Genomic DNA, 15,141 nt, shown 5'->3' with positions numbered 1-15,141 from the left:
ACTTCTGATACTTTCTTCTCCAACATTTGCTTTTCTTCATTTTCCAGATATGACAATGTAGTTTTATACTTCTCTTTGTAGACACCGCTTTCCAAATCCTGTTCTCTAGCACTTAAAAGGTATTTCTGCTTGTTAGTCACCTTTCCTTCGATTCGTTTGCTTTCACATAGGTAAAAATAGAATACTTTCTCAAAATTCTTTGCTACTCTTCTCTTGATTCTAATATACAAATCCATCACCTCTGGATTTAATTTTTGGAACACAAAACAGCCATAGAACATAGTCCCATGGCATGCAAATTAACTTATTTGCTAAAGACCTCATCTAGGTCTGGTAATTCGGCTTCATCATTTATGTTGTACTCATTAACAGGAGCAGATTTTATAATCTCACCTGTCTTTTGATTAATAATCAACCCATTAACTTCTTTTTCATTTGCCCAGCCAACTTCTGATTCGTATTGCTTCGCTGAAATTTTCCGTTGTTTGGGAATGACATTAAATTGTATCATGCTCGTAGCAAATTCATTAGGTTCCTTAACACCATAGGTATTTGTTTTCGTCTCCTTATCATCTGGTTTATCTAAACAGAATGGTTTATGGTCACTTGTAATCATATTACGCCTCTCTAGATTTTCAAGTTGTTTCTTTACTTCATCTATTGATAGCCCAGTTAATTGAGCCATTTCTTTTTGAGAACAATTATAAGCATTTTGAAATTTATCTGTCATACACTTCAAGAAACAATACAAATAGAAACCCTCTACACCCAATTCCGCATTGGTCATACAATAGATAAAAATATCAATGTCAATCAAGTGGGTGTTATCAATTTGATAGAAAGTCCCATTATAATAGCAATCTAACTCTGCCCACTCTTCTCTCCAATGAGCCTTTACTGGCATCGCCACTTTCCAGTTTTTGTTGTTACCATATAACTCTGGATATTCACTTTCATATATGAACTGAACCTCTTTATACTTCCCTTCATCGTCATACCAATAGCGAGAAGGTTTATCTGTTTCTTTGCGAATATAACCCAGTTTTACCAATAGACCCGTTTTATTCTTAGTTAGATACGTGTATTGTTCAGATTTCGAGGGAAAACCAAGAATTTGTTTAATTGTTCCTTCATTTATACTGGTTTCCACACCTGTTTTATCATTGTAATAGCGATATTGGGCATATCTCCATTGGTAGTTTGCAAGATAATAATAAGCATAAGCAAATGCAATATGCGTGGAAGTTTTGCCTGCCATTTCCTCTGTTGAAAAAGCTTCCACAAAATCCTTAAAAATCTCATTGGGCATATATATCTCATGATGTTTTTCACTTACACCAAGTAATTTTGCCATTTCTGACTTAGTAAAGTAAGCTTTTCGTATTCTCGCCATTTCACCATCTCCTGTCTATTAATCCCATACGCATGATTATCCACTAAATGACTAGACCTTAAAACTATCAATACTCGCTTGTAAATCCCCACTTCTTGCAAACAACCAGAATCTATTTCCACTCTTCTCATGAGTTGCGGAGCAAATGTAACTAAATCCGCTCCTCTTTAAATGCGCCATCATTTTAGCGTTGTAACAAAAGAAATAACCCTTCTCTACTCGCATTAAATATTCCCCCTCCAAACTTTTTGCCCTTACTATTCTAATAGCGTTTAAACCAATGATTGTTCTAGTGTTTCGGCTACGTTTCAATACCAACGAAACCTATTCATTTTTTAAAATCCGTCCAACTACACTCTTATTTAATAGTATTAATATACAGTTTAGAATACAATTCTTTATTAATATATAAGAGTGTATTATTATATAAGAGTGGCATAGAACGGATTTTATAATATTAACACCAGGGCAATCAATCTACAGCGGTCATGGTTTGTGTCCAATTGAGGTCACTCAATTGAATCTGAGTTTTATTGAAACTTAAAGGAGCGGGACTATGAATAAAAATAATGATAATCGCCATATCAATATTCCTGAGTCCATTGAAGGCAAAAGCATAGAGGAATTATGGGAACTCCTGTTAGGGAAGGAAGGCTTAGAGGAACGGAAAGCAAAGTATGACGCGCGAAAACTAAAGCCAGATTACGGTGAAGACGAACTTAACCTATATGAATGCCCGATGTGCGGTTCTGATGATGTACCGAACGTTAACATTGACGTTGACCTAAAGTCGAAAAACGACAGAATCAAGAGCATCAAAGTGCGCGGCGGTAAGTGTTCTGGATGCGGTGAGACATTTTACGATTCCAAGGTTACAGACCTAATCCTAAAGATAAGTAAGCTGATTGATGATATTTAAGCTATTCCTTCAAGAAAAATAAACCAGAGGTGGCAGTTATCCACTTCTGGTTTATTTCCATTCATCCTATCAACTTTTTTTTCTGTGCTTCAAACTCATCACCGCTGATTATCCCTTCATCCTTTAACTGGACAAGTTTTCTAAGTTCATCAGCAACGGACACATTACTTTGAGAACTATTACTACCCGTTGAAGTCTCTTTTCGCTTGTCCTCCTCGTCGGCTTGTCTAATTAAAACGCCGATTAATTGATGGCAATGATATGCTGTGTTGTAGCCATCTTTATATTCCTGACTGTCCTTTGCATATGCGGAAAATTCCGAATCCAAAAATTCAATCTTATGTATTGGGTTTGCAGTATCATTGACAATTACATTTAACTCAATCTTTTTCACTTTTTCTTGGCTAGTCGTTGAACCAGAAAGTCCTCCAATCAATGCCCCTACGCCACCAGCAAGTAAACCGCCTAACAATGCTCCTCCTATTTGACTGCCCCTGTTCGTTGACGTAACACTAATCCCATCAGTCAGAATCTCCGATTTTAAAATGTCACGATAGCTATACACTTTATCTTTGTATGAATTAAGGGAAACGAATGAGATTTGCTTGTTCGTCTCGTCGATTGATAATGTAACATCTCCATTTGCTGAGGTGTATCTTTGTGACGATTTGTAATTGGGAATACGCTTTAACCTATCATCCGTTTCATGCCGCTTCTGTACCATTTTCTCTTCTTCAAGTTCTTTATGCTTCTTATAGCAGTACCACGAACCAATTCCAAATCCAATTAATAGAACCCACGATACAATCGGATAGTCACCACCGCCACCAATTGCAATGAAAAACATGATAAAAGCAAGGATTGCAAATATGCCGCCAAATCCAAGATACATTTGTATACCCCCAAATCCAAAGTATGTTTTAACACTTGCTCACCTTTTCGCAAGCGTCGAGATAATCATTCATCAAATCGGTTTCCTTTTTTAGCTGATTTATCTCCTTATCAAGCTGTTTAATTCTTGCCTTTCGTTTATCGCTATCTGATTCACAGCCTGTTCCCAGTAGAATCAAGCAAATACAAGAAAAGCCGATTATGTAGTTCTTTATTCTCATCTGGATGCACCTCCTAGTTGTAAAGTCATATACCAAATATACTATCGCATATATACGATACTTTCAATGAAACTTCTGATATAGGATTATGTGAAAGTCTGTACTCCTTCCATACGCTTGAATGGAAGGGAAGTGATTAGAATGTCTTCTGATTTTTTAAAACTCGTTGGAGAACGTATCAGAACGTTACGCAAAGAAAAAAGCTACACCCAAGAGTCTTTATCGGAAAAAAGTGGCATTCACGTTACATATATTTCAGATATTGAACGCGGCGAACGAAATATCTCAATGGAAACTCTGGAAAAAGTGATTATCGCTTTGGAAGTGAATCCAGTCGAGGTATTCAGAATCGAGGGAATTGAAGGTATTGAGGAGCGGGCTAATAGACAAGAACTAATTGAAGCACTTAACTCGTTATTGTCGGGAAGAAAGACTGAGGAAGTAAAACTTGTACTCCGTCTTGCTAAGGATGTGCTGGGTACATATGATAAGCTGAAATAACAACTCACCCATTCGCAATGAAGTCGAATGGGTGATGTTGTAATAACATTATTGTTATATCGTTTGGGTCATTAACTATTCACTCTGACCAATCCTGTTTGATAAAATCGTTTTCGCAAGCCGTAAATCCAACAGTTCGGAGCGACAAGTGATTTCTGCTGAATGTAGCGTTGTCAAAACTTCCTCAATAGTCGGCAAATTAAGAACGCTAGCACCTCTCTTATGAACTAACATCAACAATTCTGAAATCATTTCTTGGTATGTTTTTAGCTTGAAACACAATTCATCCTCTCTGCATACGAGTTGTTCGTATTTCTCGAAGTCCTCGCTCATATTACACCCTCCTGATGAAAGGAAGAAGCTAACAATAACTCTCTCTGCTCTCAAATGCTCAATTTCAGCTCGTATAGCTTGTTTGCGTTCTGGACAAGTGTCTCTTCCAACATGTTCCAAGGCAAGCTTAGAATGCGCCCTAGCGAGTTCTAGGAGCCTTTGGGCAGTAATGTCATCCTCCATAGCCAACCATACAGTTCGTGTGGTTACCATTACTCATTTTCCTCCGTTCATGAACTTCTCATATTGCTCACGAACATCGGCGACATCTTGATTAACGTAACGGTTGACCATTTCCATTGAGGAATGTCCTAGCAATCTACGTAATGAAAACGGGTCCCCTGTTGCCTTTATATAACGAGTTGCGAACGTATGTCGGAAAGTGTGGGGGCTAATGCGAACGCCTGTAATTTTAGCTTTCTTACCAATGAAACTGATACATCTGGTAGCCCAATTCTTATCTAAGGGTTGCCCAAATTCGTTAAGAAACAAGTTTGGAGCTTGTGCGTTAATTTCATGCCACGCAAGGTAAATAAACAATAGCTCTTGTGTCCTCGCCCCAAAATATACCATCCGCGATTTTCTGGTTTTAGCTGATTCTGCCCTAACAGATGCGGAGCGATTTTGCAGATCAACTTCCTCTACAAAAATTCTCATGCACTCCCCAATACGCACCCCTGTATCAAGAAGGAATGACATTAACAGGGCATCACGTAGTCCAGTAAAAGTAGTCAAGTCACAGCAGTTAAACAATTTCCGTTCTTGTGTCTTTGAAATTACTTGGAAATCTTCCTCTGGCACTTTTAGTAATTCTACATTATCGAATGGAGATTCCTTAATGATTCTTTCGCTAATTGCCCAATTGAACATTGCCTTAACTGTTCTTAATCTAATGTTAATTGTTGAGGGCTTCAACTTCTGTACCGTCAACATATGGGAAATCCATGAACGAATTACATCACGATTCGGTACAAAGTTATCCAGACCGTTGTACTCTAATGCCAAGAATTGACGAAACCAGTTCATGTGCTTCCTGTAGTCCTCTAAGGTGCGCTCTGCTGCCCCAGCCGCCTGCCTTGCGGTATAGTAACGGTTAAATAGCTTGTCCAGTGTCAACGTCTCAGGACGAGGCTTCTCGGCTTCTTGATGTGCGGAGCGGGGCGTTTCTAAGACCGAAGGAGTCAGGCGGTCTAAAAGCCGCTGAGGTATGTCTAAATTGTTCTTTCTTTGCCCTCGTTTCTGTGGTATTTTACTTGTTCTTGCATTCATATTTCTGTACCTCCCGTTAGATTTTCATCTAACGGTCACGAACACAAAAAAACGCACTAGACCGCTGTTCAACAGTCAAGTGCGTTTCTGTCATAATTGCCGCAAATCCTTCTGCGACAACGAATGTATATGTATGGCGGAGAGGATGGGATTCGAACCCATGTGGAGTTGCCCCCTAACGGTTTTCAAGACCGCCCCGTTATGACCGCTTCGGTACCTCTCCATGTGGAAATGATCACTGCAAATGAATCACGTGCAAAAATCATTATACCACAAGTCAACCTATGTTATCAACTTATTTCTTAGGTTCGATGATGCTAACATTCCCCATGTAAGGGCGAAGCACTTCCGGAATGACAACGGAACCGTCGGCCTGCTGATAATTCTCCAGAATGGCTGCAACCGTACGCCCTACCGCGAGCCCGGAACCATTCAAGGTGTGAACAAACTCCGGCTTGCTCTTCGGCTCCGGACGGAAACGAATATTGGCACGGCGTGCCTGGAAATCTCCAATATTCGAGCAGGAAGAGATTTCACGGTATACGCCGCTCTCCGGAAGCCATACTTCCAGATCATAGGTTTTCATGGAGCCGAAGCCCATATCCCCGGTACATAGCGTCATGACGCGATAAGGGAGATTCAACAGCTGGAGCACTCGCTCCGCATCCGCCGTCATTTTCTCGAGCTCATCAAACGATGTTTCCGGATGCACAATCTTCACCATTTCGACCTTATTGAACTGATGCTGACGAATAAGTCCCCGAGTGTCGCGTCCTGCGGCACCGGCTTCCGAACGGAAACAGGAGCTGTATGCGACGTAATATTTAGGCAGATCCTCGCTATTTAGGATTTCCTCACGATGGTAGTTCGTTACAGGAACCTCAGCCGTTGGGATCAGGTAATAGTCCGTATCGCTAATTTTGAATAAATCCTCTTCGAATTTAGGCAGTTGTCCCGTTCCGTACAAGCTGTCCCGGTTGACGATATATGGAGGCAGCATTTCCTCATAGCCGTGTTTGTCGCTGTGCAGATCCATCATGAAACTGATTAAGGCACGCTCAAGCCGTGCACCCAGACCTTTGTAGAACGTAAATCGGGAACCCGTAACCTTCGCGCCTGCTTCAAAGTCCAAAATACTCAGGTTCTGGGCAATCTCCCAGTGAGCCTTAGGTTCGAAATCAAAAGCTTTAGGCTCCGCCCAGCGGCGAATTTCCACGTTCTCCTCCTCCGAGGCGCCGATCGGCACACTTTCGTGGGGAATATTCGGAATCGCCAAAGTAAGCTCGGATATGCTGGCTTCCAGCTCACGAACTTCCTCATCCATTGCTTTAATCTGGTCTGACACTTGGCGCATCTCCAGAATCAGCTCATCTGCATTTTCGCGATTTTTCTTCAGCTTGGCTACTTCAGCCGACACGGTGTTGCGGCGATTCTTCAAACTTTCGCTTTCCTGCAGCAATTCCCGGCGCCGGGCGTCAAGCTTAGGAAAATCCGCAATCAAATCGAGCGATTTGCCTCGATTCTTCAGCGCTTCTTCAACACGACTGTACTCGCTGCGCAATATTTTTACGTCTAACACGGGAAACCCTCCTAAAGTAAAACATCCATCAAGTATATCGAAGCAGCTGCCCTACCTGTTGATAAAAAGCCTTGGGACAAGGCTGCATTATACGTTGTTACATACGATACATCTTATTGCATTTCAGCGAAAAAGACAACTTGACTCCCACATACTGCCAAAGAGTCAAGATGTCTTCTACTGAAACTATTACGTTACGCCTGTGGCGCCGTCGCTCGGGAACGAACCATCTCCACAAAATATTGATGGAGCCGGTAATCGTCTGTCAGCTCCGGATGATAGGAAGCCGCAAGCAGATGGCTTTGTCTGGCTGTAACGATCTCATCCTTATACGTGGACAGAACCTCAACGCCCGGTCCCACTTCCAGAATAAGCGGAGCGCGGATGAAGAACGGCTCGCACCGTTTCATCGATGCCCTTCACAGGCAAATCAGTCTCGAAACTTTCACGCTGTCGTCCGAACGCGTTCCGCGCCACCGTGATGTCCATCAGCTTCAAATGCGCTTCTTCGTCGCCTTGAATTCGCTCGGCCAGCACGATCAGTCCGGCACAGGTTCCGAATATCGGTTTGCCTTGGGCTGAAAACTGACGAATCGCATCCATAAAATCATACTTGCGCATCAGCTTGCCAATCGTCGTGCTCTCACCGCCAGGGATAATCAAGCCGTCAATGTCGTCCAGCTGCTCGACCTTCTTGATGGGCACCCCTTTGGCGCCAGCAAGCGTAATGCTTCGAATATGCTCTGCAACGGCACCCTGAAGTGCCAGTACGCCGACCTTCATGTTACCCCTTCTCTCTTACCAGCCGCGATCCTGCATGCGCTCAGCCGGACTAAGCTTGGATATCTCGATGCCTTTCATTGGAGCACCCAGGTTCTTGGATACTTCAGCAATCAATTTATAATCATCATAATGCGTTGTCGCTTCCACGATCGCACGAGCAAATTTCTCAGGGTTATCGGATTTGAAAATACCGGATCCTACAAAAACGCCGTCAGCGCCCAGATGCATCATCAATGCGGCATCCGCAGGGGTGGCCACGCCACCGGCGGCAAAGTTAACGACAGGCAGCTTGCCCGTCTCGTGAACGCCTTTCAGGAGGTCATAGGAAACACCGAGGTTTTTGGCTTCGGCATACAGTTCGTCCTTCGACATGTTGCGAACCTTGCGAATTTGGCTGTTGATCAAACGCATATGGCGAACTGCTTCCACGATATTGCCGGTTCCCGGCTCGCCCTTCGTGCGGATCATGGATGCACCCTCGCCGATGCGACGCAACGCCTCACCGATATCTTTCGCGCCGCATACGAACGGTACGGTGAAATCCCATTTGTCGATGTGGAACACTTCATCCGCAGGCGTCAGCACTTCACTCTCATCGAGGTAATCCACGCCGAGAGATTCAAGCACTTTCGCTTCAACGTAATGACCGATACGAGCTTTGGCCATAACTGGAATGGATACGACCTTCATGACTTCCTCAACGATGGTTGGGTCAGCCATACGTGCTACTCCCCCAGCAGCGCGAATATCGGAAGGAACTCGCTCCAGCGCCATAACTGCCGTAGCACCGGCAGCTTCAGCGATTTTCGCTTGTTCCGCATTCATGACGTCCATAATGACGCCGCCTTTTTGCATTTCCGCCATACCTCTTTTTACAGTAGATGTTCCTGTTTCCATGTCCCCTAGCCTCCCGATTATATGTTGTATCTCATCGCCATTTAGAGCATTCCCTGGCGATATGGTCTGTACCCGTATGGTGCATACTTGCAATGAATCTAACTTGATATTTTACCGCATCAAAATCAAATACACAACCCATTTACTCGGAATTTATCGGGTCCTTAGAAAAGATTTTTGATGGAATCAAACAAATCAGCGAAAAAGTCACCGATCGCACGGAGGAACAGCTTGAACCAGCCGGCCTTCTCTACTTCGTCTGCCGTGATAAGATTCACCGTTTCGGTCTGGGTTTCCTTCATGCCTTCGATTTTGTATGAGTAGGTTGCCGTACCCACCTTCGTATCCTTGGCGACAGGCGCCGTCACGCTGGAAGAATCCAGTTTGGCTTCAAAGGTAATGTTCTTTCCGCTAGAACCTTTAGGCACAACAAATGTGAGGGCTTTATCGGTCACCAGCCCAGCTTCCTTACCTTTGCCCTTCTTCACTTCGACGGTTTCAAATCCTTGCACGGTTGCTCCGGCTGCTTGGACTTCCTTCACTTCGAAGTTGTCAAAGCCGTAATCCAGGACTTTTTTGGTTTCCTTAAAGCGAGCCCCTTCGGATTTCGTTCCCATAACCACGCTGATCAAACGCATGCCGTCACGCTCAGCGGTACCGGCAAAGCAATAACCCGCCGCATTGGTATGACCGGTTTTCAAACCGTCCAAACCTTCGTAAGCATAGGCCTTGAAGTTCGTAATGCTTTTGTTGGCCTCCAGCATCCAGTTGTAGTTGATGATCGGACTCGTATCGCGCGGCCGGAATTTATGCGATTGAATGGCCGTAAATCTCGCAAAGTCAGGATGATCCTCAACGATATACTTGGCAAGTAATGCAGTATCCATTGCCGACATTACGGTTTCTTTATCTTCTGCAGGACGGTATTTCTCAGGCATATCTGCACGGCTAAGGCCTGTCGAATTAATGAAGAAAGCGGTCTTCAATCCCATCTTTTTCGCCGTATCGTTCATCATGGTAACAAACTCTGCTTCGGAACCAGCAATATGTTCAGCCAATGCTACCGTTGCATCATTCGCCGAGCCGACAGCCATTGCTATGTAGAGCTCTTCCACTGTATGTTGGTCGCCTTCAGCTAAAAATATCCGTGAGCCCACGGTTTTTTCAGCATTTTCCCCTACCGTGACTACGTCATCCCAAGCTAACTCGCCTTGTTTTACCTTCTCTGCCACGATATATTCCGTCATCATCTTCGTCATGCTTGCCGGCGGCAATGCTTCATCCGCATTTATGGATAACAGCACCTGGCCCGTAGATGGCTCGATCAAGACGGCAGAGCTCACTTCCAAGCCCAGCTGATCGACCGATGGCACTTTGTCCGGCTTCGCATTATTCGTCGCAGCCTTGTCCGTTGCCGCTTTGTCTTCCGTAGCTTTGGTTGTATCCGCTGTAGCCAGCATATTAGGCGCAGCGAGCGAAACCGCAGGCGCAGCAGAGAAACATAATATATTAAAGAGCATCAAGGATGCCAGCGTTCTTTGAATTCGTTGTCGCTTATTCTTCTTTATAGACTTGTCTATCAATGGAATTACTCCCCTCTAATTCTCAATAAGTCATTAACTTGTTCTATTCTATCATAGGGGGTATCAAAAAAAGACAAGCTAGATGAATTTCATCCAGCTTGTCCAGGAAATAAATGACATATACTGTGTATCCTTATTCTTTTCCGTGAATTACAAGGAATAGTTAGGCGCTTCTTTGGTGATTTGAATATCATGCGGATGGCTCTCGCGGAGACCAGCCCCGGAAATGCGGATAAATTGGGTATCATTCCGCAGCTCCTCCAGGTTTTGCGTTCCGCAATACCCCATGCCGGAACGCAATCCACCGATCAACTGATGGATGGTATCTGCCAATGGCCCTTTATAAGCTACACGGCCCTCGATGCCTTCCGGTACCAATTTCTTGTCATCGTCTTGGAAATAACGGTCTTTACTGCCTTGTTTCATGGCAGCAAGGGAACCCATGCCCCGATAAGCCTTGAAACGGCGTCCTTGGTAGATCTCGGCTTCGCCTGGGCTTTCTTCCGTCCCTGCAAACATGCTGCCCAGCATAACGGCACTAGCGCCGGCTGCGATGGCTTTTGTAATTTCCCCGGAGTATTTGATACCGCCATCTGCGATAATCGGCACGCCGTACTCTTTAGCAACCGTTGCGCAGTCATAAATGGCTGTGATTTGCGGTACGCCAATCCCGGCAATAACGCGGGTCGTACAGATGGATCCAGGACCGATTCCCACTTTAACGACGGATGCGCCGGCTTCGATAAGCTCTCGCGTACCTTCGCCTGTAGCCACATTACCGGCGATAATGGTCAGATCGGGATACAATTCGCGCAGTTTGCGTACGGAATCAATAATATTGATGTGATGCCCGTGAGCGGAGTCAACGGTTATGACGTCTACACCGGCTTTCACAAGCGCTTCTGCTCTTTCGAAGGTATCTTTGGAGATTCCGATCGCTGCACCTACAAGCAGGCGGCCCTGAGCGTCCTTCGCTGCTCTAGGGAACTGAATCGCTTTCTCAATGTCTTTAATCGTGATAAGTCCTTTAAGAACATTATCCTCGTCCACCAAAGGCAGCTTCTCGATTTTATGCTTCTGCAGAATCATTTCGGCATCCTGAAGGGTCGTTCCAACCGGAGCGGTAACCAGGTTCTCGCTGGTCATCACTTCACTGATAACCGTATTGTAATCATGAACAAAACGAAGATCACGATTCGTCAAAATCCCGATCAGCTTATTGTTCTCATCCACGATCGGAACCCCGGAAATCCGGAATTTGCCCATGAGTTTCTCAGCGTCGGATACAAGATGATCGGCATGAAGCGAGAATGGATTGGTGATGACTCCGCTTTCCGAGCGCTTCACCCGATCTACTTCTTCCGCCTGTTGTTCAACCGTCATATTTTTATGAATAATGCCGATTCCGCCTTCTCTAGCAATGGCAATTGCCAAAGGAGCTTCCGTAACGGTGTCCATACCTGCACTGATGAGCGGGATGTTCAATTTCACGTGCTCGCTCAATTTGGTGCTAACATCCACTTCTTTTGGAAGTACCTCGGATTTTCTAGGAACCAACAATACATCGTCAAAAGTGAAGCCTTCCTTGCTAAACTTATCTTCCCACACCTGGGTTATTCCTCCTTTTTGTCGTCTTCCTGCGGACTACAACTACTGTCAGAGCTGGACCGGACGGCATTTTCAAGTATTTTCAGAAATATATTATTGCCATCTTAGCAAAGGGCCCATAGGCTGTCAAGGATTGAATTGACCCATTTCCTGAAGTTCGCAAGTATCCATCCAGCGCGTTGTCCTGTCTCTTTGGAGTGGACAAATGGACAGCTTTCTTCTATTAAATGGAGACTTATCCACGTTTAAGATTGACCTGCCATATTGCATCCCTTTAGGCATTATCACGGAGACGATGCATGACTGTCGTTTAGTATCACCCAAGCCGGCTCGAGATAGTCCAGAATTCAGAAATCCACGTCACGGCATATAGGAAAAGACCGCTATCGATTACTCGATAACGGTCTTTATGGTTGTTCGCTTGGCGACGTCCTACTCTCCCGGGACCCTTCGGTCCAAGTACCATCGGCGCTGGAAGGCTTAACGGTCGTGTTCGGTATGGGAACGCGTGGAACCCTTCCGCCATCGCCACCAAACGGTTCAGATGCTTGATCACCTGAAAACTAGATACGAAACGATTTGCAGCACATTAGAATCCGTAGCATTCACCCGATGTGGTATCGGGGTCCCCGAAAAGTATTCGGCATCTGCTTCAAAGCTTTGCTTCACTTTTTGGGGTGTTTTTTGGATAAGCCCTCGACCGATTAGTATTGGTCAGCTCCATGCATTGCTGCACTTCCACCTCCAACCTATCTACCTCGTCGTCTTCAAGGGGTCTTACATACTGGGAAATCTCATCTTGAGGGGGGCTTCACGCTTAGATGCTTTCAGCGCTTATCCCGTCCGTACGTAGCTACCCAGCCATGCTCCTGGCGGAACAACTGGTGCACCAGCGGTACGTCCATCCCGGTCCTCTCGTACTAAGGACAGCTCCTCTCAAATTTCCTACGCCCACGACAGATAGGGACCGAACTGTCTCACGACGTTCTGAACCCAGCTCGCGTACCGCTTTAATGGGCGAACAGCCCAACCCTTGGGACCTACTTCAGCCCCAGGATGCGATGAGCCGACATCGAGGTGCCAAACCTCCCCGTCGATGTGGACTCTTGGGGGAGATAAGCCTGTTATCCCCAGGGTAGCTTTTATCCGTTGAGCGATGGCCCTTCCATGCGGTACCACCGGATCACTAAGCCCGACTTTCGTCCCTGCTCGACTTGTAGGTCTCGCAGTCAAGCTCCCTTATGCCTTTGCACTCTTCGAATGATTTCCAACCATTCTGAGGGAACCTTGGGGCGCCTCCGTTACTCTTTAGGAGGCGACCGCCCCAGTCAAACTGCCCGCCTGACACTGTCCCCGTACCGGATCACGGTACTAGGTTAGAACCTAGATACGATCAGGGTGGTATCCCAACGTCGCCTCCACACAAGCTGGCGCTCATGCTTCTAAGGCTCCCACCTATCCTGTACAGATCGTACCCAAATCCAATATCAAGCTGCAGTAAAGCTCCATGGGGTCTTTCCGTCTTGTCGCGGGTAACCTGCATCTTCACAGGTATTAAAATTTCACCGGATCTCTCGTTGAGACAGCGCCCAAGTCGTTACGCCATTCGTGCGGGTCAGAATTTACCTGACAAGGAATTTCGCTACCTTAGGACCGTTATAGTTACGGCCGCCGTTTACTGGGGCTTCGGTTCACAGCTTCGGATTGCTCCTAACCGCTCCCCTTAACCTTCCAGCACCGGGCAGGCGTCAGCCCGTATACTTCGCCTTACGGCTTCGCACAGACCTGTGTTTTTGCTAAACAGTCGCTTGGGCCTTTTCACTGCGGCCCCCTCGGGCTATTCACCCTACCGAGGCACCCCTTCTCCCGAAGTTACGGGGTCATTTTGCCGAGTTCCTTAACGAGAGTTCTTCCGCGCGCCTTAGAATTCTCTTCTCGCCTACCTGTGTCGGTTTGCGGTACGGGCACCTTCACCTGACTAGAGGCTTTTCTTGGCAGTGTGAGATCATGACCTTCGCTACTATAATTTTCACTCCCCATCACAGCCCAGCCTTACGATGTGCGGATTTGCCTACACATCAGCCTCACTGCTTGGACGGACATCCATCAGTCCGCGTCACTACCCTCCTGCGTCACCCCATCGTTCATAACGGTTTACGGTGGTACAGGAATTTCAACCTGTTGTCCTTCGATTACGCCTTTCGGCCTCACCTTAGGTCCCGACTTACCCTGAGCGGACGAGCCTTCCTCAGGAAACCTTGGGCTTTCGGCGGATCAGATTCTCACTGATCTTTTCGTTACTCATACCGGCATTCTCACTTGTATGCTGTCCAGCGCTCCTTACGGTACACCTTCAACCTACATACAACGCTCCCCTACCCCTGAATCGACTTCACTCCGCCTTCGAAGCGTGTTTATCCCCTGAGAACATTTGGTCATTCTTGATTTCATCTCAAGCCTGACAAAAATGTTTCTCTCAGTCTCACTACCTCAAAGAAGCAGTGAAGTCGATTCAAGCCATAGCTTCGGTGGTGTGTTTAGCCCCGTTACATTTTCGGCGCAGAGTCACTCGACCAGTGAGCTATTACGCACTCTTTAAATGGTGGCTGCTTCTAAGCCAACATCCTGGTTGTCTGTGCAACTCCACATCCTTTCCCACTTAACACACACTTGGGGACCTTAGCTGATGGTCTGGGCTGTTTCCCTTTTGACAATGGATCTTAGCACTCACTGTCTGACTCCCGGATATAAGTCTATGGCATTCGGAGTTTGACTGAGCTTGGTAACCCTTGCGGGCCCCGCACCCAATCAGTGCTCTACCTCCACGACTCTTCATTCCGAGGCTAGCCCTAAAGCTATTTCGGGGAGAACCAGCTATCTCCGAGTTCGATTGGAATTTCTCCGCTACCCCCACCTCATCCCCGCATTTTTCAACATACGTGGGTTCGGGCCTCCAGTGCGTGTTACCGCACCTTCACCCTGGACAGGGGTAGATCACACGGTTTCGGGTCTACGCCCACATACTAAGTCGCCCTATTCAGACTCGCTTTCGCTGCGGCTACGGCTTCTCGCCTTAACCTTGCATGGGAACGTAACTCGCCGGTTCATTCTACAAAAGGCACGCCATCACCCATAGATCGGGCTCTGACTTCTTGTAAGCACAC

The 15,141-nt window shown here is 46.0% G+C and carries 11 protein-coding genes, 1 tRNA gene, 2 rRNA genes and 1 pseudogene (1 of these 15 running past the window's edge); 2 read left to right on the top strand and 13 right to left on the bottom strand.

The window, feature by feature from the left end; all coding sequences use genetic code 11:
* Nucleotides 1–304: 304 nt before the first annotated feature.
* A complete protein-coding gene (locus tag P0X86_RS00080; protein WP_277747454.1) occupies nucleotides 305–1,393 on the bottom strand; it encodes a hypothetical protein in 1,089 nt (362 codons plus the stop codon).
* 556 nt (nucleotides 1,394–1,949) lie between these two features.
* Here P0X86_RS00080 and P0X86_RS00075 point away from each other — a divergent pair.
* Nucleotides 1,950–2,312, top strand: coding sequence for a YgiT-type zinc finger protein (locus P0X86_RS00075; protein ID WP_277747453.1), 363 nt, complete (start codon nucleotides 1,950–1,952; stop codon nucleotides 2,310–2,312).
* Nucleotides 2,313–2,373: 61 nt separating this feature from the next.
* Here the strand turns inward: P0X86_RS00075 and P0X86_RS00070 are convergent, their stop codons facing one another.
* Nucleotides 2,374–3,204, bottom strand: a complete 831-nt coding sequence (locus P0X86_RS00070) for an SHOCT domain-containing protein (RefSeq protein ID WP_277747452.1) — start codon at nucleotides 3,202–3,204, stop codon at nucleotides 2,374–2,376.
* A 28-nt stretch (nucleotides 3,205–3,232) separates the two neighbouring features.
* Nucleotides 3,233–3,424 carry a hypothetical protein gene (locus P0X86_RS00065; RefSeq protein ID WP_277747451.1) on the bottom strand — a complete coding sequence of 64 codons (192 nt, stop codon included), beginning with the start codon at nucleotides 3,422–3,424 and terminating at the stop codon, nucleotides 3,233–3,235.
* A gap of 141 nt (nucleotides 3,425–3,565) precedes the next feature.
* Between P0X86_RS00065 and P0X86_RS00060 the strand changes: the two genes are divergently transcribed.
* Nucleotides 3,566–3,925, top strand: coding sequence for a helix-turn-helix domain-containing protein (locus P0X86_RS00060; RefSeq protein ID WP_277747450.1), 360 nt, complete (start codon nucleotides 3,566–3,568; stop codon nucleotides 3,923–3,925).
* Nucleotides 3,926–4,000: 75 nt separating this feature from the next.
* Here the strand turns inward: P0X86_RS00060 and P0X86_RS00055 are convergent, their stop codons facing one another.
* From P0X86_RS00055 to P0X86_RS00010, 10 genes and pseudogenes are all read right to left on the bottom strand, one after another.
* Complete coding sequence (locus tag P0X86_RS00055) at nucleotides 4,001–4,471, bottom strand: hypothetical protein (RefSeq protein ID WP_277747449.1); 471 nt, start codon at nucleotides 4,469–4,471, stop codon at nucleotides 4,001–4,003.
* Nucleotides 4,472–4,474: 3 nt separating this feature from the next.
* On the bottom strand, nucleotides 4,475–5,527 hold the full coding sequence (locus tag P0X86_RS00050; protein WP_277747448.1) for a tyrosine-type recombinase/integrase: 1,053 nt from the start codon (nucleotides 5,525–5,527) through the stop codon (nucleotides 4,475–4,477).
* A 134-nt stretch (nucleotides 5,528–5,661) separates the two neighbouring features.
* Nucleotides 5,662–5,750 (bottom strand) — tRNA-Ser (locus P0X86_RS00045).
* Between the two features lie 72 nt (nucleotides 5,751–5,822).
* Complete coding sequence (serS, locus tag P0X86_RS00040) at nucleotides 5,823–7,106, bottom strand: serine--tRNA ligase (protein ID WP_009595514.1); 1,284 nt, start codon at nucleotides 7,104–7,106, stop codon at nucleotides 5,823–5,825.
* Nucleotides 7,107–7,300: 194 nt separating this feature from the next.
* Nucleotides 7,301–7,889, bottom strand: a pseudogene (pdxT, locus tag P0X86_RS00035) (pyridoxal 5'-phosphate synthase glutaminase subunit PdxT).
* Between the two features lie 15 nt (nucleotides 7,890–7,904).
* Nucleotides 7,905–8,786 carry a pyridoxal 5'-phosphate synthase lyase subunit PdxS gene (gene pdxS / locus P0X86_RS00030; protein WP_009595550.1) on the bottom strand — a complete coding sequence of 294 codons (882 nt, stop codon included), beginning with the start codon at nucleotides 8,784–8,786 and terminating at the stop codon, nucleotides 7,905–7,907.
* A 164-nt stretch (nucleotides 8,787–8,950) separates the two neighbouring features.
* A complete protein-coding gene (locus tag P0X86_RS00025; RefSeq protein ID WP_192570132.1) occupies nucleotides 8,951–10,369 on the bottom strand; it encodes a D-alanyl-D-alanine carboxypeptidase family protein in 1,419 nt (472 codons plus the stop codon).
* 150 nt (nucleotides 10,370–10,519) lie between these two features.
* Nucleotides 10,520–11,977 carry an IMP dehydrogenase gene (guaB, locus tag P0X86_RS00020; protein ID WP_090914430.1) on the bottom strand — a complete coding sequence of 486 codons (1,458 nt, stop codon included), beginning with the start codon at nucleotides 11,975–11,977 and terminating at the stop codon, nucleotides 10,520–10,522.
* Between the two features lie 419 nt (nucleotides 11,978–12,396).
* Nucleotides 12,397–12,513 (bottom strand): 5S ribosomal RNA (gene rrf / locus P0X86_RS00015).
* Nucleotides 12,514–12,661: 148 nt separating this feature from the next.
* A 23S ribosomal RNA gene (locus P0X86_RS00010) occupies nucleotides 12,662–15,141 on the bottom strand; it runs 564 nt beyond the window's last position.

The sequence above is a fragment of the Paenibacillus sp. BR1-192 genome (genome assembly GCF_029542445.1).
In the GTDB taxonomy this organism is placed as follows: Bacteria; Bacillota; Bacilli; order Paenibacillales; family Paenibacillaceae; genus Paenibacillus_AQ; species Paenibacillus_AQ lautus_A.
This window is presented reverse-complemented; position numbering and strand designations above follow the sequence as displayed.